The organism is Sapientia aquatica (assembly GCF_004358105.1).
Taxonomy (GTDB): domain Bacteria; phylum Pseudomonadota; class Gammaproteobacteria; order Burkholderiales; family Burkholderiaceae_D; genus Solimicrobium; species Solimicrobium aquaticum.
The window spans coordinates 36,963-57,940 of sequence record NZ_SMYL01000010.1 but is presented as its reverse complement, the minus strand read 5'-3'; the positions used below and the strand labels follow the sequence as shown (position 1 = coordinate 57,940).

The following is a 20,978-nucleotide window of genomic DNA, read 5'->3' as shown; positions in this document are numbered from 1 at the left end:
TATTTCGTTTGTTTTTTGAGCTGAATTTGGCTTACTTTTGTAGGATTTTTAGCAGAGCAAATTCATCTAATTTTCAACATTCTTTGCTAACTACAGTGAGCAGAAAAGCTACGGTTCTGCTGGGGTGAAGTTAATAAAGATTTTAAAGAATTTCATGTTACCTCCTCGTTTTTTTACTGTTTGATACGCTAGATACCGCTGACACACCAATACTTAACCGTTAGGTAGTCATCCATGCCGTAACGGGAACCTTCGCGCCCGAGTCCGGATTGTTTGACACCACCGAACGGTGCTACTTCATTTGAAATCAATCCTGTGTTAATGCCGACCATACCGTATTCCAATTGTTCAGCAACTTTATAAATACGACCGATATCGCGGCTGTAGAAGTACGATGCTAAACCAAATTCGGTGTCATTGGCCATGGCGATGACTTCATCGTCGCTGTGGAAACGGAACACCGGAGCCAAGGGACCAAAGGTTTCTTCGCGAGCCACGTTCATTGCCTGCGTTACGCCCGACAAAATAGTTGGCTCAAAGAAAGTATGACCTAAAGCATGACGCTTGCCGCCTAATTCTACTTTTGCGCCTTTAGCGACCGCGTCAGCAATATGCTCTTCCACTTTAGCGACTGCATTCTGATCAATCAAGGGACCTTGGTTGACGCCAGCAATAGAACCATCACCGACATGCAATTTCTGTACCGCGACGCGCAGCTTTTCGACAAACGCGTCATACACCTTGTCTTGCACATACAGACGATTGGCACAAACACAAGTTTGACCAGAATTACGGAATTTGGAGGCCATCGCACCTTCCACGGCGGCATCTAAATCGGCGTCATCAAACACGATGAATGGCGCATTGCCGCCTAATTCGAGCGAGAGCTTTTTGACTGTATCGGCCGATTGGCGCATCAATAGTTGACCAATTTGGGTCGAGCCAGTAAAGGTCAATTTACGCACGATAGGGTTGGCTGTCATTTCGCCACCAATTGCGGAAGCTTTTCCAGTGACCACGCTGAAGATACCACTTGGCACGCCAGCGCGGTGCGCTAATTCAGCTAAAGCTAATGCGGAAAACGGTGTTTGTGCCGCTGGCTTTAATACCATCGGGCAGCCGGCTGCCAAAGCTGGTCCGGCTTTGCGGGTAATCATCGCGGAAGGGAAATTCCACGGTGTGATCGCAGCGCAAACCCCGATTGGGTCTTTGGTCACCATCAAACGGCGACCATGCGCTGGCGTTGGGATGGTTTCGCCGTAAATACGTTTACCTTCTTCGGCAAACCATTCTAGGAACGAAGCCGCGTAGGTGATTTCGCCTTTGGCTTCGGTCAAGGATTTGCCTTGTTCTGCGGTCATGATGGCAGCCAGATCGTCTGAATTGGCCAGCATTAATTCAAACCATTTTTTTAGAATGGCAGAACGCTCTTTAGCCAACAAACCGCGCCACGCTTTGAATGCAGCATTGGCGCCATTAATCGCGCGACGCGCTTCTTCGGCGCCCATATTGGGGACAGTTCCTAACAATGCACCGGTGGCAGGGTTGGTGACTGGGATGGTTTCACCGTTATCCGCGTCGCACCAAAGACCGTTTACGTAGGCTTGCTGTTTTAACAGACTTGGATCTTTTAAATTCAACATGATCAACTTTAACTTTTAAAAAGAAATGAACGTATTTACTGGCTTAATTTACCAAACTCACTCGCTTAAGCAGTTTGTAGCGCGGTATCTAAAATGCCTAACGCTTCCGTCAATACGTCATCCTGAATTGTGAGCGGGAATAGGAAGCGAATTACGTTGCCATACACGCCGCAGGTCAACAACAGCAAGCCTTTTTCGAGGGCAATTGCTTGTACTTTTTTGGTGAATTCTGGGTCGGGATTGCCGGTTTCTGGATTGTGGAATTCAATCGCAATCATGGAACCGTAACCGCGCACTTCGGCAACACGTTTTTTCAAACTTGGATTTTTTTCGGCAGATGCATGCAATTGATCAGTCAAACGCTTACCCAGCGCATTAGCACGGTCGGCTAATTTCTCTTCTTCAATCACTTCTAACACAGCTAATGCCGCAGCGACTGCTAATGCGTTACCGGCATAGGTTCCGCCCAAGCCACCGGGATTGGGGCCGTCCATGATTTCTGCTTTGCCGACCACACCAGCCAAGGGCATACCGCCCGCCAAGCTTTTGGCAATCGTCATCAAATCGGGGATGACGCCGTAATGTTCCATGGCGAATAATTTACCGGTACGTGCGAAGCCGCTTTGGATTTCATCCGCGATCAATAAAATGCCGTGTTGATCGCAAATTGTGCGCAGTGCTTGCATGAACGCGACTGGCGTTACGCAGAAACCGCCTTCGCCTTGCACTGGCTCAATAATGATCGCCGCAACTCTGCTCGGCTCGATATCGGTTTTGAATAAGGTATGCAAATAATGCAGCGCGTCTTCTACCGAGACGCCATGCAATGCGTTCGGGAATGGTGCGTGATAAACATCGCCTGGGAACGGGCCGAAACCGATTTTGTACGGATCAACTTTACCGGTTAATGCCATGCCCATTGAAGTACGTCCATGGAACGCGCCGGAGAATGCCACGATGCCTGGGCGTTTGGTGTAGGAACGCGCAATTTTGACGGCGTTTTCGACCGCTTCTGCACCGGTGGTGAAGAACGCAGTTTTCTTAGCATGCGTGCCCGGCGTTAATTTATTAATTTTTTCAGCCAAATCAACGTAGATGCCGTAAGGCACGATTTGGTATGCGGTGTGTGTGAATTGCTCTAATTGCTGCTTGATCGCGGCAACAATTTTTGGGTGACGGTGACCCGTGTTCAATACAGCAATGCCACTGGCGAAATCAATGTAACGCTTGCCTTCGATATCCCATATTTCAGAATTCTCAGCACGTGCCGCATAAAAATTGCACATAACGCCAACCCCGCGTGGTGTTGCAGCGTCTTTACGGGATTTCCATTCTTGATTCGAGTTCATTGCTTTTCCTATGTGTTTGTTGAGCGCTCAACGATGTTATTTAACGGGGTTATTACAGACAGCCAGACTTGCTCTGACTAATTAGATCACCGATTGTTGCGGAGGAACTGCGGATAAATCCAACTGAAGACAAACAGAAGGTCGCTAAGAAAGCGGCATTGCTTTGCGCTTTTATTACCGCTTTCTTCCGACTGTTTGCTTTACTACTAATTACTTGTTACTAGACATTACTTAGAACTTCGCCGACAAACTTAAACCAATCTGACGCGGTGCAATGCGATAGACCAATCCACCCGCTTGTGCTTGCTCAACTGGCTTTTGAATGACTTCGTTGTTGTTCGCCAAATTCTTGATAAACAAAGTTGCTTCCCATTCTTTCCAGCTCACACCGGTGCTGATGTCAAAGGTGTGGTACGAAGGACGGTTAAAGTCAGGATTAACATTACCGTTTGGCAAAAACGCTAAGCCGCCATAACTTGTGCCAACAAAGTGCGCCGCACCGCGAACAAAGCCAAAATAGTCATCCGAAATGTCATAGCTGTAAGTGGCAGTTAAGGCTAAGTTAAAGTTCGGTACACCTGGAATCCACGCACCTTTGACCGCACCTGGGATACCACTATCTGCGCCTGTGCTGTCATCCAACGTTGCATGGGTATATCCACCAGCCACATCCAGCAAGAGACTAGAAATTGGTTTGACCTTTAGTTCAACTTCACCACCGTAAGAGGTAGCTGAGCCAACATTGACGTCATAAGCAAAACTACAAGCTAACTCTAACTCCTGCTGAATATTTTTCCATTTAACGTAAAACAACGAAGTATTCAACTGAACGGTATTGTTGAGGAACCGTGCCTTGTCACCCACCTCATAGCTCCAAAGTGAATCAGATTTATATCCTGATGGATTTGGACCCGGAAGACCACACTGGACGTAAGGTACAGCGGAGTTAGCCCCACCAAGCCGGAAACCTTCAGCGGCTGTTGCAAACACTGAGTTGGTTGGCGAAACCTCCCAAATCACAGCAAGTTTGGGGGTCGTTTTACTACCACTAACTGAGGCCGCGTTGAGGGTTGGCGAATCACCTTGATAAAACAAATCTTGAAAACTAGAAAATGTTTGTTGAGCACGCAGATACCGAAGGCCTAGAGTCGCATGTAATTCTGGCGAAAAATAATAGTTTGCCTCACCAAAGATTGACTGCTGGGAATCGTGGTATTTGTACGTACCAGTCCAAGTGTTGTCATTTGGGAAGCCTTCACTATTATTCGTCACACATGCAAACGCTGAACAATTACCCTGCGCATCAGGCACGTTCCAAACGCCAGGCAGCACAGTAGGATCGATGTTTGCGGCCTTAAATGCGCTCTGAATTCCATACACGAAATCATTTTCGTGGATCGTCGTGAACCCATTTGCGGCATACGCACCGACTAACCAAGTGAAGGGATTGCCGCCTTTTTCATAGGGCTTGGATGCGAAGCGCACCTCTTGTGAAAACTGCTTAACTTGGTTGTCCAAAGTAACGGCCGAGGGCAAACCTTCAATCGTTTGTGCTAATGGAGTAAGGCCACCCGAGGCAGCAGGCGCCATGTACCCATTTGCCATTTGCCAGCTATTAGTAAAAGTTCCATCCTGAATACGTGTAAATTCACGCTTAAAATAGCTCGCAACATAAGTTAAATCGCCCAGACCAGTGCTGTAGTTAATCGTTAAACTTGGAACAGTCAGCGCATCAGAGCCGCGCTCATTGGTCAGTTTGCTGGTTTGGAATTTCTGCAGAGGAACCGGATTGCCGTTGGTATCGGTAACGACATTCCCGCCAACGATCAAATTACCGTATGAAACATCGGTATCACCAGTTTTTACTTTTTGGCTGATGATACTTGGCAAAATCGTTAAATCTTTGGTTGGGGTCCATTTGAAACCAACTTTTACAACGCCGTTATCCTGCCAGTTAATCCCTTTGTTGACGACGTTTGCATTGGTATCGACTTGGTTAATGTAGCCACCAATATGCTCGGCTTCAACACCAACACGAATCGCTAATTCACCGGGAATCAAGGGTTTATTTAACACAACGTTACCGTTGTAATTCGGAGTGTTGGCACCTTTGGTTTGAGAAGCTTCAGTATAAAACTCGGCTGAGTCTTCCTTGGTATTAGGTTGGTTAGTGATGAATTTCACCGTACCGCCCATCGAGCTTGCACCGTACAACGTTCCCTGCGGGCCGCGCAAAACTTCAACGTGGTCAATATCAAAAAACTTTGGCTCTGGCGTACCCATGGAATACTGATTAGCCTGTGTCATGGACACATCGTCTAAGTACACACCAACGGTTGACGAACCTGCGGAGGAGGAAATACCGCGAATTTGGATATTCGACAAACCTGGACCATCGCCCGCATCGCCACCGCCACCAGCGCCGGAGAAAGAAATATTGGGGATCGAACGTGTTACGTCGGCATAATCAGTAATGTGCTGCGCAGTGAGTTCATCGCCGCCGATAACGCTCATACTAATCGCGACTTTATTCACGTCTTCTTTACGCTTGGTCGCTGTTACCACGACTTGTTGAATACCGGTTTGTTTCGACGCAGCAGACGCCGCCGCCGCGCCAGTTAGCTTGGCCTCAGGAGTAACATCGGGAGCCGCTTGTTCGGCCACTGGTGCAACTTGGGCATCCATATTTCCTGCTGGCGTTGCTGCTGGCACTGGTGGAGTAACTACTTCCTGTGCGCTAATTGCTCCGGCCATGAATGTGGATGCTACGGCGATCGCGATCGTTAATCGCTTGGTGCGAAGTTTCATATCTATTGGTCTCCTACTACGTAATGGTTGTGCTTCGAATTTGGCGTCGCTATGCAAAGCCTTGTTGTTAACTTATACATCCGCCCGGTATCTTGACTTGCCTGTTATGCGTATCGGAGAATTCTCTCCAAGCAGCTAAACAGATCGACTATTTTTTTACCAGAACCATTTTTGATGGGCACACTTCGTGTAGAAAATTGAAAAGACGCACCAGATTTTGGTGTGAATTGAACGACTTAATCAGGGTCTCTGACTGTAGCCGCCGAAGTGTTGATTTGTCTCTTCCATAATCGCCATGTCCATGTGGATCGTTTTTATTGAAACCATTCTATTCGGCAAAATTTTGCCCATAAATGTTTTGTTCTGAATGTCAAGTTACCAAATTACGCAAGTAATTAAAGGCTGCATTCTGGTCGCACAAACGCGGTTTCAACTGAGCGAAAAAGGCTGGGATAGTCGATGGTGGTGCACTAGCAAGAGGCGTTCCACTTGCAAAGAGTCCGCTTTTAAATGATGGTAGAAAATTTGTTTTATTGCACGTAAAAACGTTGCCAAAACAATGTTAACTATTCTGTGGCTAGCGGGAATTACTCAGGGAGTTCTTGAAACAACGGATTATATTTAATAGCGCATGAAGCAAGGAAAGATCGAGGCCGACTTGATGCCTCTTTGCTTGACCAAAATGGATTGATCATCAAATTGGTGCAATCGTAAAACCTGCGGCACACAATCCTTGCACCATTTTGGTATTAAATCCAATCATCCTAATCGGCAATCGGGATAGTCTGCTTCGATGCAGAGACGTTGCCATTGTCGTCCACGATAGCAAAATCGATGTCCAAACTGTTGTTTTGCGGATCGGGCAGCAGGTCTATCTCGGTCGAAAATTGCTGAAAAGGTGGGATCATTTCCACAACCTTCTGTTGAACGTTAGAGTTTTGTTTAATTTGCAATGCGCTAATTGTCGCAAAATACGGTGTTGGGTTATCGATGACTAATTGCCCGTGCTCACCACTTTTTTTAATCGAACAATACAAACTTTCAATCAATTTTGAGATTGGCAATGATAGTTTTTCAGGCCGATAAAAGACTTTCATCTGAGTGCGTATCGCCAACACTAACGACGTTGAAGCAGATTCCAACAGCGGCGAATTGGGTGGGATTTCATACAAATTGAGCCAAAATACCGATTCCCTGTCTTGCGGCAGTGATTCACCCGAATACACCAAGCGCAAGCTAAATATCTCCTTAGGCGCCATCGTAAAAACTGGGGGCATGGTAAAAATAGGTGAATCGGCCTCCTCCGGAACCCGGTCGGCATTTCCGTCATCTACCCACGCCTGCACCAATATTGGATAGGTGTTTTGATTAGATAAGCGCAACGATTGTTCGCGGTAGCCGTCTTTAAATACGACTCGGGTGCCATCGGTAAAAATGCCAGCTTCCGACGGCGCAGAACTGAGTAATAAAGAAATTAATAGCACAGCGCGCCGTATCGGGGCTTTTAAAATTAACGCCGCAAAATTCATCAATATTCCATATCGTAATTACTGGACCCGAATAATGAATTGAGCACTAGCCGAATATTTGCCCGAATTCATAACGGTTTTGCCGGGGAGTTTTTTAAACGTGGCATTAAAGTTTTGGGTGAAATATTGGTAGCCGCTGGCGTCAACGCCACCGCCAATGGCGTTAGTAGTTACTCCATACCAGCCGTCTGCGTTGCTACCAGTGTTGCTGGCCGGATTATATAAGGCGAAATTTAAAGGGGTTCCGCTCGCCGCCCAGGTAATCTGAGTCCCAACATTGGTAGCGACTGCAGAATCTGTGCCGTAACCATCCGACAGCAAATACGTTACCGCCGTTGAACTACCCGAAACGCCCAATCCTTGCGCTAACGCACTTTGCTGATTAGCGTTTTGAATGGCAAATCCCATCGCGATCTGACCCACGCCGGTTCCAGACACAAAAGCGCTTGAGCCGGCGATGGAGTTGCCTTGAAATTGGCATTTAAACGAAACACTGAACGGTTGTGTTTGGACTATGCCATTATTTAACTCGGTGACGGTAATACTCGGGAAAATGACATTGGGCGTATTGACTATCGTGCTTCCGCAAGAGCCAACGTTGGTTGAATCGCTGCCGTTACCAAGATTAAAACGCCCGACATAAGCAGGGGGGTAAGAAGTGCCATTGTTAAATACGCCATCTGCTTGGGCACCAGGCGATCCCGACCACTTAAAAACATAAACGGCATTGGCGGCGATTTTGCAGGGACTTTTAATACTCGCCCATGTAACTTCCGGCAAATAACTTCTATTATTGATCCTAAACATTTCCGCTTTAAGTGAACTAAAGTTCTTCACTTTCACCAGCACATAACCAAAGCTGTCGGTATCTAATCCTGTAAGTCGATGCGATGCCCACCTGTTCTGCACCACTTTGCCAGAATTAATATGCGTTAGCCGCAAACCCAATTCAGGTAAGCGGGTGCGGTAAGCACCTGGAACCCCTAACTGATCGCCATCCGGGTTTTGTCCAGAAAAGCCTTGGCAAGCTGTGATCACAGCTGCAGCATCCGTGGCAAAAAATTCAAAAAGTCCTTTCGCTACCTCATCAGAGGTGCAGCGAAATAAAACTTGTTCGGGCACATACGGACTAAATCCTCCGGGCGCCATTTCGGTGGAAGACCCGACACCAGCAAAGAGTAAAGTACCGAATGGTTGAAATAGGGTGGAGCTTAGGTTGTACGAAGGCGGCACTACCCCAGATGCCGTTCCGGTTCCAAGACCCGTAGGGGCCATCGTTCCTACTTCGTTTCTGCGACCATTGGTTGTAGGCTCCACATAGACCGAAGTCTTATACAGAATATTGCGGGATGCCACAGGGTTCTCAATCCTATAACAATCCGCATACACCTGGGAGGGGAAGGTTGCTGAGATTGCAACGATAACAAATAATCTTGCCAGCCAACGCAGGTAGACTTCCTTATTTTTTGCTAATACGAATGACATAACATACTCCATAGCCATTATTGAAACAAATACCGCTTAATTTACAAGCCGGGGCAGAACATCAAACAAAACATCTAAAAAATCCTACGTTCTAAACACCTCAATGATTGAACAATCAGAACGACATAGCGATGTTCATGTGGTAGTCGATCTGCTCAGACCGCGGGACTTTTCTGTGAAGATTGCTACCAGCCCGATATCAACTGGAATTGCAATCTCATTGCACGCGAATAATGAATTGTGCTGTTGCCCTATACTTGCCGCCATTAAGAACCGTTTTTCCGGGCAACTTCTTAAACTCTGTAATGAAATTTTGGGTATAAAAACGGTATCCATTCGCATCCACACCACCCGGGCTAATTTGACCAATGTCTGCATTTTGAGTCACGCCATACCATCCATCCAAATTACCGCCCGTTTTATTAGCGGGACCATATAAGGCTAGATTTATTGGCGCGACATTTGTTTCGGCGCCATACCCGTCAGATAGAAGATAGGACACAGCAGTGCTGCTGCCAGCCACAGCTAAGGATTGCGCAAATGCCGCTTTTTGGTTGGCAATTGGAATCGCAAATCCCATTGCAGTCTGCCCTGAGCCGGTTCCGGAGACAGCGGGGCTAGCATTGGCGATCGAGTTGCCTTCATATTGACACTTAAACCTAATGCTCAGTTGCTGTGTCCGCGATTCATTGTTATTGAGCTCTGTAGCCGTAATACTCGAAAAACTAATATTCGGACTACTAACCAACTCAGTCCCACATGAGCCAACGGTAGTGGCCGCAGAACGACTTTTCCCCAAATTGAAATGACCAACATAAGCCAGTATGTAAGAGCGGGCATCGGCTAGAGCACCCTCCACTTGTGTGCCCGGTGAAGTGGGCCACTTAAAAACAATCAACGCATTCATGGTATTCAAACAAGCCGTTTTTACATCATCCCAAGTCGCTTCTGAAGCGTAACTGCGGTTGTTGATACGAAACATGTCGCCGCGGAGCGGACTAAAATTTTTCACCTTAACTAAGATATAACCTCGACTATCCGTATCCAAACCGACTAATCGATGCGCCCCCCATTTGTTTTGCACGATTTTTCCCGAGTTAACATGGGTTAGCCGCAGTCCCATCTCTGGAAAATGGGTCCGGTAGGCGCCGGGCACGCCAAGCTGTTCCCCATCTGGATTAGCTCCCCCCAAAAGGCAAACAAGCAGCCTTATCAGGCGTTACATTAGTAGCGAAATATTCATATAATCCCTTCGCTTCCTCGCCCGGTTCGCAGCGCCAAAGAACGCGCTCGGGCAAATAAGGAAGCGTTCCAGGGAATGCCATCTCAAGTTGAGAACCGACGCCGCTAAAAAATAATGAACCATACGGTTGAAACAGGGGCGAACTAAGATTGAACGAAGCCGGCACGACGCCAGAACCCACGGCAATTCCTAGAGGACCTGTGGTCTGAACTGCAACACCGTTTTCTCGTCCGTTAGTTTTGGGCTCGACATATACGGTGCGCCAATATTTGGGATCGCGCGACATAACCGTTTCTTCAATCCGGTAGCATTCGGCGTGAACAACAGTCGGCAAGAGGGTTGATGCGATTAAAGCGGCCACAACGCAAGCGGTGATTTGTCGCCATTGTTGATTTCTTGTTAGTACCAAAACTGACACCTATAACTCCTATAAAAATATGACGTACAGCAAAATTTTACGTACTGGCGCGGTGAATTCGAATCAGCTTAATTCGGTGTTTCACAAACCGCAGTAATTCGAACAATGGGTTCGTCTGATTTCGGTAAATCATTCAAGTTGTAAGGAACGGAACAATGCTGTCCATTGTCTGCGCCCCATTTCACGGTCAACTTTCCCTGCTTGTTTCCAGCTCGCGCATAAATCTTCCCGCCCTGACCGACCATGCCAACATTGATGTTGTCCTCGCCAAAAACCGACGAACCAAGCGGCAATTGCGACCCGTCAGCTAAGGTGGTTTTGATCAACACGGCGCGGCCAATTTTGGTCTCAAATTTGAATTTAATAGATGCTCCAGCATAAGGTGCAGACTGTTGCTGCACACCGCTAAGTTCGGCATTGCTATTGATTCCCTGAGAATCCAGACTCACTTCGTTATAGCGATATGGAATCAAATTCGGCACAATCGCGTAGCCAAACCGATCGATACTCGCTCCCATACCGTTTCTAACCAGGGCACCTTGCGCGCCCTCGGCTTCAATTAAACCGAATGTCTCACCCAAATACGGCCCCAAAGTAACTCCCCCCGAGTGGACAACTGCGGCACCGCGCATATTTAAACCGGCTTGCCAGTAACCCTGACCGAGCGAATAACTGGCACCTATACCGGCTAACGAAAATTGTTTTTGGACGTTCATGCTCGTTGAGGTGCTATGGCTACCGTTCTGCTTAGTGACATTAGCGGACAATCCATAACTGACCGTTTTGGCTTCATCTAACGTGCCTGAGGTCGAGGTTTGATAGCTCGTATTACCACCAGTTTGACTGGTCACGGAGCTAGATAAATAGATGGGATTGCTGACAGACCCAAGCGGAATTGAGATCGATAAATTCACCATATTGGTCGCTGGCCCATCTAAGTTATTGGCGATCACGGCGCCCGAACCTAAGCCATTGTTGTGCACTAAACCGGTCTTTTGTCGAGACAAGGCGATGTTATAACTCACCGATTTGAAATTATTGCTGTAACTGAGCTGATATTGAGTATCGCGCTCTCTACCTGAGTAATACTCATTGACTCCGGCAGATACGGAGAGCTGCCCATAAGTCCCCAAACCTTGACCAATACTGAGCACATATTGATTACGTTGCTGATAGGTGGAAGAGCTCCAAGTATTGCCTTGGGCATTAGCACTGCGTGCGCCTAAGACATCTACCAAGTCGCGGTAACCATTAGTGGAATAGCGATATCCAGCCAGTGCTAACGTGGTTTGAGTAGGTTGAATCGTGTGGCTATAGGTCGCCGAAGTGCGCCAACCATCAATTCGACTGTTGTTGGCATCGCGGGCTGCTGAGTAAATAGCATTTAGGCCCAAGGCACCGACTGGACTTCCCAACACAATACCTGCTAGGGCTGATTGGTAACCAGACCCGAAGCGAAGACCGGCGTTGGCAGTTAAGGAATTGGATAAGCCGCGTTGATAAGTTCCGTCAATAAAATACGGCGAGACGCCTTCTATCTGAGTAATTTTCCCCAACGATATGCTGTATTTCGATGTACCTTCGCGGATGGACTCAGGAACAGCGGAAAAAGGTACCGTAAACGTGGAAATTCGCCCGTCCGCTTCGGCAACCTCGACTTGTAAATCGCCCTGAAAACTTGTCGGATGCAAGTCCTTAAACTCAAACGGACCGGGTGCAACAGTTGCCTGAAACAATTCGTTTTTGCCCTGCCGGATCGTCACGCGCGCGTTGGTTAATGCAACACCTCGGACGACGGGAGCGTAACCTTGCTGCGAATCGGGCAGCATGCGATCGTCGGTTCTAAGCGTAATACCTCGAAAGCCTATGCTACTAAATAATGCGCCGCTACTATGGGTATCGCCCAGCGTTAGTTCTGATTGCAACGACGTTAATGAACGCTGCGCATACGAACTAATCGTTTGCCACTTTCCGGCACTTTGTGTTTGTCCTTCTTGGTAACTGTAATTGCCAACTTGCCGCAAACGCCACATGCCGATATTAAATCCGGAATTAATTCCAAGATAGGTTGAGCCATAGTCCATTGTGCGATAGTGATTCATATCGTAATTTGCAAATAGCATCGATTCGCCGGCGTCTAAGTCGGCTTCATTCACAAATCCGGGTGGTAAATTTTTCATCAAGGCTTGCGGGATCGATAGATCAACACGCAATGTGCTGACCGTAAAATGTACCGCGGCACCCTTAATACGCCAATCAACGGGTAAGCAACGCGTCGCATCGGAGGAGCCGTCATTACCAAGCAAAGTTATGCTTGCCGGCAAAATACCAATGCCGATTAAATAGGCATCTGTCAGACATGGATAAACTTCGTTTTTGTCCGAGCTGACAAAATCAATTGTTTTGCGTGATTGAAAATTCCCGTTCAAAAAGACATCGATTGTGTATTTACCGGGGTCAATATAATTAGGTCGATTAAATCGATCAATGTTGTCCGATCCTATCGAAGTTCCCAAGAGCAAATCACTGTTGAAGTCGTAGCTAGTCGTCACTGCGGCGCTATTCGTCGCGCTGTTATTTGGTGCGTCTAATGTAATGGGGGTCGCCAGCGCCGATGACACTGAGAGCAACCATAAACTGCCGGCTAACGCATTACTCGAAATACTTTTCAGTCGTTGAGATATAGATTGTTCCAGCTCTTGTTGCAAAAAATTTCTCACTGTGCCAACCCCTACAGTCATTACTTAATCGTCGGTAAAATCTCGTACTCGACTTGTTTATTACCGCCAAAATCGTCCACATAATTCAGTTCAAGTTTTATGGGAAATTTCGGTACTTCTCCGGGGTTTTGAATCAGCCAGTTTTTTTCGGTGTAGGGCGCAATCATTTCCACGGCGATATCATGGGATTTCTCTTGCTTAACAACACCCTTGGTTAAGGTAACGAAGTAACCAGACTTATTCTTGGCCGAGATGCGCCAATCTTTGCCTTCTTGTTCAAGGCTGAATTGCAATTGCTTGATCGACTGCTCGGCTGAGCCATCGATAGTTTTGGGTCGGAAAAATAATTTAATGCGATTGCGTAACAGAATCAGCATTTTATTTTGGTCCTCCTCGCCAGAAGTGGCCGGTGGAATCTGCACCGAATTGAAATAAAAAATAGATTCGCGGTCGGTCGGTAACTCCTCCCCTGTAAATACAATCCGAACGGTTTGGCGGGATTTCGATTCGATCCGAAACATCGGTGGTGTCAGCACAAATGGGGCGTCCGCGGTCGCAGGAGTCGAACTTTCGTTACCGGTATCAACCCACACTTGCATGACACTCGGCACCTCATCAGAGTTAGTGAACTCGATACTCTTTTGAAAATCTTGCGATGGATAAATTATGCGCGTGCTACCAAGCACTACACTGCCAAAAGCTGGTACAAGCTGGGCACAAGCCAAACTTAAAACAGCAAATTTTTCTTTCCATGTTTTTTTCATTTTCTCCCCTGATGACTTAACTGGGTAATTTTTGTGTTTAGAAAATCGCCGTCAACCCGATGCCAGCTCATGAGCTCAGCGGCAGCAGTTTTATAAACGGGCAATTAAAGCTGGTGATTTATCGGCTGCGTATTTCGTTGCTGGTGTGTGCTTTGATGACTTCATCGATTGCTCCGACCCTGAGAGCGAAGCAATCGCCCTCAGAGCAGGTTCTAGCTTTTTACAACACTTAAATTACCTCAAATTATTGGTAAGAAATCGCGTACTGTACCGACGACTTAACCAATCCTTCACCCGCACTGCCACCTTCAGCAACATAACGAACACCAAACTGTGAAGTGGCTGTGCCATTAGCGATCACTACCGGTACATTGACACCTGCCGCGCTGGTCAACGCCAGAGTACCGCCGTTGTTGTATAACTGCATATTGACGTTATTGGCTTGACCTGTGGTCAACAAGTTCTTTAAGTTTCCACTTGCAGTGATTGCGGTCGGTACCAACTTAATATTGGCGGTGCTTGAGTTGTCGCAACCACTCAACGTCATCGTGAAAGGGGTTGGGATGGCAGTGGCGCCTGGCGTCGCCAAATCGGCCACCTTAGCCGGATTCAAAGCGATTTGTGGGCTTGACGTGTTGCCGTTGACTGCAACATTGCAAGTCAGGTTGGTAATTTCGCCTTCAAAATTTAATATGGGCGATGCGGATTGCGCAAAGGCGAATGCTGGAGCCAATGCGATTAATAGTGCTGAATATTTCATGGAGTTTCCTTTTCTACGCTTGATTTGATCGGGAATTGGTCAATAATTTACTGAATTCGCGCAAGTACAATCCCCGCTTTAAATTTGCAGTGGCAAATCGCTTGTAGCGATGGATCGAATTATGCGAATCGGCGCGATATGCAGGCTCTGCCTACGAAATCAGTTATAGACAAAGCTGTATGTTGCGGTACCTGCCACTTTGCCAGCTGAGGCGAGCCCCTCGGAAATGTATTGGACACCGTAGCTAACAGCCCCAGATTTATTAGCCGCTGGTCCTGTTAATGCGCCACCGAGCGCGGTATTGGTACCGGATGTAAATATAATAGGTTGCCCTTTATCTCCAGTTGGACTTACGGAAGTCAGTTGCAAGTGCACATTGTTCGATGAAGCAGTATTCTTGATGTTTTTGCCGTCGCTCAGTTGTCCTGGTGTGAATTTGGTAGCGAAATTACTATTTGAAGTCGTGCAACCAGACAAAGCCATATCAAATTTTGTCCATCCAGCCGTTGTACCGATGCTGGTAAATTCGTTTTTACCCTGGGACGGTAGTCGAATAATTGACGCACCAGAAGAACCATTGATCGTTACGTTGCATGTCGACTGTGCTACTTCACCAGTAAAAGTGATGGTGTTCGAACTTTGCGCGAAAGTACATAACGGCGCGCAAACTAATACAAGTACTGCGTATTTCATATTTTTCTCCATACATTAAGCGTGATTAAAAAATCAACCAAATTAAGGCGTCCCTTAATTTCGGGTGATTTTCGTGTAAATAAATGCAATAGTCAATTAAATTAATTAAAGGTATACATAAAAAGACAATATTAACTTTAAGAAAATTTTCTTTACGCTTATAAAATTTGACTAGTCGACACCATAACTTATTGAATTTATAGATGAATTATGATTTTTTAGCTTCACTCAATCGCTGGTTTGGCTGTGGTTTTTATACATCTAAATTGATTATTCAAGTGTTTTTAATGCAACGAAATATTGATTATTAAATCAATGGCATGAATACAATTTTGCAGTTCAGTAGCGGCGTATTAGCAGGTTATCTAGACTAAGAGTAGCCAGCAGTAAGTCAATATTTGCGAGTAATAAGCGGGAATTCGCTTAAATTGGATGGTGGGAGATTTCAGACAAATCAAGTTGGGACCCAAGCGAGACTAGCTTGGGGGCCCAAAAATTTAGAAAGTTGATGAGAAAAATTACTTTGTACAGCGATTCAAAGAGGTCAGCAGATCTAAACCGCATGACATTTTGTTGCGTATTAGCAGACCAAGTCCTCGGTGTCCGCGCTAGGCAACTTAACCTTTACGCTCAACAATGACGTAGTGTTTTTTCATAGGTTCAAGAACTTCAAATACTCCTCTAAAATTCGCGGGGATCACTAAGGACTCGCCTACTCCGGCATCACTGGCATTGCCAGCTTGATCGATAATACGGCAGCGGCCTTCGGTGACGAAAAAGAATTCATCCTCGCGTGGGCCAAATTCGATCCGCCAACTTCCTACTTCACTCGCCCAAACACCAGAGAATACTTCGCCGGTGTCGTTGGTGAAATGATTCCATGTGGTGCGCAGGGGGTTGCCTTTTTGCGCTCTCTCTGGCCGTGGGTAATCTTGCTCTGCGGGCGTAATTTGCTGAGTAAATAGGATGACTTTGGACATCATTTTTCCTTTAAATAAAAGTGGCGGCGGATCAAGTTACTACAATGACATTGGCCGATGTTGCAATTAAATAATTAAATCTATGAATTTTGTCCCGGGACAACAACAAAGAAATATTGCAATTGAGCATTTTAACTATCGGTGTTACTCTCATTATTACCTAATTATCGATGTTTAATTGCGAAATTATGAAACCAAAAAATAGACCAATGATGGGACAACTAAGCGATATGGACATTCGCTTACTGAGGATTTTCAAAAGTGTGGTGGATTGCGGCGGGATGGCCGCGTCTGAACTGGAATTAAATATCGGTACATCCAGTATTAGCCGTCACATTAAAGATTTAGAAATTCGTTTAGGTTTGACATTATGTCGACGTGGCCGGGGCGGATTTTCGATGACGGTTGAAGGCGAGCAGATTTATCAGGAAACTCTGCGCCTACTCAGTTCAACCGACCAATTTCGCAGCAGCGTGGACGATATTCATCGGCGTATGGGTGGTCAATTAACGGTCGCGGTACACGATAAAACCGCGAGTAACCCAGCGGCCAAAATTTACGAAGCCATTGCGCTATTTTCTGAACGCGCTCCCGAAGTGTCGTTGAATATGCACGTGGCGTGCAGCAATCCGATTGAACGTGGTGTATTGGATGGGCAATTCCAGATTGGGATTATTCCCGATCATCGTAGCTCGGACAGTTTAAGCTACGCCAGCTTGTTTGAAGAGACCATGTTGATGTATTGCGGAACCAAACATCCTCTGTTTAATGCGTCACAAGACAATTTAGATTGGGGCGATATTTCCACTCATAATTTTGCCTGCCTTGGCTACCATTCGCACAACATGGAGATCAGCCATCAAATGCGTTTATCACGCAAAGCAACTGGCTTTGATCAAGAGGCGATTGCGACGCTGATTTTATCGGGCCATTATTTAGGTTTCTTACCCGATCACTACGCAGAAACGTTTGTACAGCGTGGGCAAATGAAGGTGGTAAAGCCCGATCAATTTAATTACAAATGTAATTTTGTGGGCATGATGCGCCGTTCGCCGCAGCCATCGCGTGTGAGCCAGGCATTTTGGAATTGCTTGCTAGAGGCGCATGGACGGCCGACGCTGAACTAATCTCAGCTTGCCGTGCTGAACTTGGACTGCGAGCTATCGCTCACTACTTTCTTTAATGGATTTTAGCGAAAAAAAAGCACTCGATCTACACCGAGTGCCTTTCATCTTTCTACCTTATTGCAGCATTAATGTGCCACAGCACCCGCATTAAATTGATACAAAATCGCGCCGTCAAATACCGTGGTTTGAACGGGAATTTCAGCTAATTTGTCTGGTGCTGTCGTCAGCGGATTGCGTCCTAGCACGACTAAATCGGCTCGTTTGCCTACCTCAATGGAGCCAGTCGTTTTTTCTTGCTTGAGCGCTTTGGCCGCGTTGATCGTGTAGGCGGCGAGCATCGTATCAAGATCGACGCGCTCGTCGGGATTTAATACTTGACCAAAATATTTAGAATCGTGATTGGTATTTTGGCGCGTTACTGCCGCTTGAATCGCTGACAGCGGTGTGTTCGGCATGGGATTGCCGGGAGCTGCATCGACTGGCCAGTCGCTCGCGCCTGCAATGGTTGCGCCCGCTTTTTTAAGGCTACCGGCTGGATACATGTGATTGAATAATTCTGGTGCGATATAGGGTTGTACCGCTTCGATCGAATATTCTTCTGGATTGGCCCAATACAACTGCATGTCGGCGTACACATTCAACGCAGCGAAACGCGGGTAGTCGCTCGGATCGATCACCTGTAAATGGGTGATTTGATGCCGATTATCGTTTGCGCCGTTGTTGTCTTTGGCGAGTTGGAATGCGTCGAGCGCGGCGTGGGTTGTGTAGTCACCGATCGAATGCACATGCACGGTGAAACCGTCTTTGTCTAATCGCGTGACGTAGTTATTTAAGGTCTCGGTTTTAAAATAACGTCCACCATAATTGGTTGTTGGGTTGCCTTTGCCGTCTAAATACGGCGCGATCATGGCGGCGGTTTGGGTTGGGTATTCAATGACGCCATCAGAGAAAATTTTCACTGCATCCGCACGGATGAGCGGATGTCCTTCAAAGTGTGCGCGAATGGCGGCTAAACGTTGGTATTCTGCTTCGTCGTCGATAATGCTGGAACGCAATGTGGCGCGAACCCGCATGCGTAATTGGTTGGATTTTTCTAGCGCCTCATAAACTTCCATTTCTGGCGCGCCAGTCCATGCATCTTGCACCGACGTAATGCCTTTAGAGCGAATTAAATCGAGTGCTTTAATCGACAAAGCGATGCGTTGCGCTAATGGCAGTTTTGGCATGACTGCTGTGACGAACTCTTGCGCATCGTCTTTTAAGAAGCCGGTTGCGTGACCTTGCGCATCCCGCTCAATTTGTCCGCCGCTTGGATTCGGAGTGGCATCATTAATTTTGCTCAATTTCAACGCGACGCTATTAATCCAAGCGGTGTGCCCATCGGTGCCGAACAAAACGACAGGACGTTTGGCGCTAATCTTATCGAGGTCGGCAGTAGAGGCGACGAAGTTACTTGGATTGACGTTGATGACTTCAATCCACGCGGACGGTGATGGATTTTTTTCCTTGGATAGGCATTCTTTGATTACTTTGGTGGCAATCGCAGTGATGGGCTGGGCGACGTCGTCAGCCGAGCATTTGCCTAAGTTTTCTGCACCTTGAATGGGATGAATATGAGCATCGATAAAGCCCGGCATGAGCGTTTTGCCATACAAATGCACTACTTTGGTGCCGGTGCCAATATACGGCTGCACGTCCTGATTGCTACCCACCGCAACAATCGAATTCCCGCTGATGGCCACGGCGTGCGCGACCGTGCGCTTGTCGTCCATGGTCAACACATTGCCATCCATAAAAACTAGGCTGGCTGTTTCAACTGCACGCGCTGGGGGCGCAATCAAGCCGCCCACCAACGTCATACTGCTCAGAGCAAAAAGCACTGCTGCTTGCATGGGTGTCCGCATTTTATCTTCCCTTTGATCGTTATTCGATTCTTTGAAAATACGTGAAACCGGTGGGTGTGATGTTAGGCTTGTGGCGCCAAATATCGTCTTTCCCAGGCCGAAATTTCGTTCAAGAAGTTTTGGTATTCCAACTCTTTAACGGAAACAAAACCTTGTACGAAGTTAGCACCAAGCAAGCGCCGTGCCGACGCGCTGTTGGTCATTTGTGCCAGCGATGCTTGGTAACCGCGCGCTAAGTCGTGGCCGTGCTCGTAGCCGTTGCCGACGATAGGTTCGCTCGGTGTTAAACCTTCCTCCAGCCCCGCCAAGCCCGCGGCCAACGTGGCAGCGATCGCTAAATACGGATTGGCATCCGCACCAGCGATACGATTTTCCACCCGACGCGCTGCTGGGCTGCTGATTGGAATACGCAAGCCAGCTGTGCGATTGTCGACACCCCATTGCAGATTGACGGGCGCTTGGCTATTTTCGACAAAGCGGCGATAGGAGTTAATGAATGGCGCATAAATCATCATCATGTCTGGGATATACGCTTGCAAGCCGCCGATGTAGTGGCGGAATAAAGCGCTCTCAGTTCCGTCTGCGTTGCTGAAAATATTTTTGCCCGCCGCATCGACCACACTTTGATGGATGTGCATCGAGCTACCCGCTTGACCGCTAATTGGCTTGGCCATGAACACGGCATTAATCCCGTGTTTGATCGCGATTTCTTTGGCGGCATATTTGAACAAGAACGCTTGATCGGCCACGTCGACTGGGTCGCCGTGCATCAAATTGATTTCGTATTGCGATTCACCTGATTCGTGAATCCACGTGTCAGACACCACACCCAAGATATCCAAGGCGTCGCGGAATTCATCCCAGAATGGCGCGAGTTCGTTGAGCATGTTTAAGCTGTAGGCCGATTGACCCACTTCTGGGCGACCACCGCGTGATACGGGCGAGACCAAGGCTTGGTTGGGATCCACGTTGGCCGCGGTTAAATAAAATTCGATTTCTGGTGCAACCACCGGCGTTAAGCCTTTGGCCTTATAACGCTCGACGACTTGTTTCAAAATAACGCGTGGATTGAATTCGCAGGTATCGCCATTCAATTGAGTGCAGTCGTGAATCGCCATCGCACGCGGTACTGACGACCATGGCACCAATTTAATCGTTGAGTAATCCGGCACCATACGCACATCTGGATCGGCATCGGGGAACACGGGATCGTATGAATACTCGCCAGTAATCGCTTGCATATTAATCGCTTCGGCAATCCGCAATTCAGCCGCCGCGGCAAAGCTGTGTGCAGGCATTAATTTACCGCGCGGGTAGCCCGACACGTCGGCGAACAAGCATTCCACTTGCTTAATGCCGTGTTGATTAAAAAACGCGGTGAGCGCTTCTTTGCCTGGATAGGTGGTGCTGAATTTGGTACTCAAACGAATCTCCTTTGTGCCATTGAGCGCTCAATTAGGCGGACTTGCCCGATGACGTTGTTTGGCTTTGTAATTAGTGCGCGCACTAAAAGTTACTTTGATGAATGATTTTATGGGCGCAGTCCACTCCCGAA

Annotated in this window: 15 protein-coding genes; 1 reads left to right on the top strand and 14 read right to left on the bottom strand. The window is 47.3% G+C overall.

The window, feature by feature from the left end; all coding sequences use genetic code 11:
• Nucleotides 1-188 precede the first annotated feature (188 nt).
• From gabD to E2I14_RS15660, 12 genes are all read right to left on the bottom strand, one after another.
• The gene (gene gabD / locus E2I14_RS15715) at nucleotides 189-1,643 is read right to left on the bottom strand and encodes an NADP-dependent succinate-semialdehyde dehydrogenase (RefSeq protein ID WP_133330267.1); all 1,455 of its coding nucleotides are present in this window, start codon (nucleotides 1,641-1,643) and stop codon (nucleotides 189-191) included.
• Nucleotides 1,644-1,708: 65 nt separating this feature from the next.
• Nucleotides 1,709-2,992: a 4-aminobutyrate--2-oxoglutarate transaminase gene (gene gabT / locus E2I14_RS15710; protein WP_133330265.1), complete on the bottom strand. Its 1,284-nt coding sequence runs from the start codon at nucleotides 2,990-2,992 to the stop codon at nucleotides 1,709-1,711.
• Nucleotides 2,993-3,223: 231 nt separating this feature from the next.
• On the bottom strand, nucleotides 3,224-5,800 hold the full coding sequence (locus E2I14_RS15705) for a TonB-dependent receptor (RefSeq protein ID WP_133330263.1): 2,577 nt from the start codon (nucleotides 5,798-5,800) through the stop codon (nucleotides 3,224-3,226).
• Nucleotides 5,801-6,564: 764 nt separating this feature from the next.
• The gene (locus E2I14_RS15700) at nucleotides 6,565-7,329 is read right to left on the bottom strand and encodes a fimbrial biogenesis chaperone (RefSeq protein WP_133330261.1); all 765 of its coding nucleotides are present in this window, start codon (nucleotides 7,327-7,329) and stop codon (nucleotides 6,565-6,567) included.
• A gap of 18 nt (nucleotides 7,330-7,347) precedes the next feature.
• On the bottom strand, nucleotides 7,348-8,814 hold the full coding sequence (locus E2I14_RS15695) for a fimbrial protein (RefSeq protein WP_165967868.1): 1,467 nt from the start codon (nucleotides 8,812-8,814) through the stop codon (nucleotides 7,348-7,350).
• A 217-nt stretch (nucleotides 8,815-9,031) separates the two neighbouring features.
• Nucleotides 9,032-9,898: a fimbrial protein gene (locus E2I14_RS15690; RefSeq protein ID WP_165967867.1), complete on the bottom strand. Its 867-nt coding sequence runs from the start codon at nucleotides 9,896-9,898 to the stop codon at nucleotides 9,032-9,034.
• Between the two features lie 94 nt (nucleotides 9,899-9,992).
• Nucleotides 9,993-10,475, bottom strand: a complete 483-nt coding sequence (locus E2I14_RS15685) for a hypothetical protein (RefSeq protein WP_133330255.1) — start codon at nucleotides 10,473-10,475, stop codon at nucleotides 9,993-9,995.
• Between the two features lie 68 nt (nucleotides 10,476-10,543).
• Nucleotides 10,544-13,216 carry a fimbria/pilus outer membrane usher protein gene (locus tag E2I14_RS15680; RefSeq protein WP_133330253.1) on the bottom strand — a complete coding sequence of 891 codons (2,673 nt, stop codon included), beginning with the start codon at nucleotides 13,214-13,216 and terminating at the stop codon, nucleotides 10,544-10,546.
• Nucleotides 13,216-13,959, bottom strand: a complete 744-nt coding sequence (locus tag E2I14_RS15675) for a fimbrial biogenesis chaperone (protein WP_133330251.1) — start codon at nucleotides 13,957-13,959, stop codon at nucleotides 13,216-13,218. Before E2I14_RS15675 ends, E2I14_RS15680 begins: the two co-directional genes overlap by 1 nt.
• 244 nt (nucleotides 13,960-14,203) lie before the next feature.
• The gene (locus E2I14_RS15670) at nucleotides 14,204-14,719 is read right to left on the bottom strand and encodes a fimbrial protein (protein ID WP_133330249.1); all 516 of its coding nucleotides are present in this window, start codon (nucleotides 14,717-14,719) and stop codon (nucleotides 14,204-14,206) included.
• A 159-nt stretch (nucleotides 14,720-14,878) separates the two neighbouring features.
• Nucleotides 14,879-15,412, bottom strand: a complete 534-nt coding sequence (locus tag E2I14_RS15665) for a fimbrial protein (RefSeq protein WP_133330247.1) — start codon at nucleotides 15,410-15,412, stop codon at nucleotides 14,879-14,881.
• A 617-nt stretch (nucleotides 15,413-16,029) separates the two neighbouring features.
• On the bottom strand, nucleotides 16,030-16,392 hold the full coding sequence (locus tag E2I14_RS15660) for a cupin domain-containing protein (RefSeq protein WP_319945937.1): 363 nt from the start codon (nucleotides 16,390-16,392) through the stop codon (nucleotides 16,030-16,032).
• A 209-nt stretch (nucleotides 16,393-16,601) separates the two neighbouring features.
• Between E2I14_RS15660 and E2I14_RS15655 the strand changes: the two genes are divergently transcribed.
• Nucleotides 16,602-17,519, top strand: a complete 918-nt coding sequence (locus E2I14_RS15655; protein WP_133330243.1) for a LysR family transcriptional regulator — start codon at nucleotides 16,602-16,604, stop codon at nucleotides 17,517-17,519.
• A 125-nt stretch (nucleotides 17,520-17,644) separates the two neighbouring features.
• Here the strand turns inward: E2I14_RS15655 and E2I14_RS15650 are convergent, their stop codons facing one another.
• Together E2I14_RS15650 and E2I14_RS15645 are read right to left on the bottom strand one after the other, a co-directional pair.
• Entirely contained in the window at nucleotides 17,645-19,423 is a 1,779-nt protein-coding gene (locus E2I14_RS15650; protein WP_133330241.1) for an amidohydrolase, read from the bottom strand.
• A 62-nt stretch (nucleotides 19,424-19,485) separates the two neighbouring features.
• A complete protein-coding gene (locus E2I14_RS15645) occupies nucleotides 19,486-20,847 on the bottom strand; it encodes a glutamine synthetase family protein (RefSeq protein ID WP_206105658.1) in 1,362 nt (453 codons plus the stop codon).
• Nucleotides 20,848-20,978: the final 131 nt, after the last annotated feature.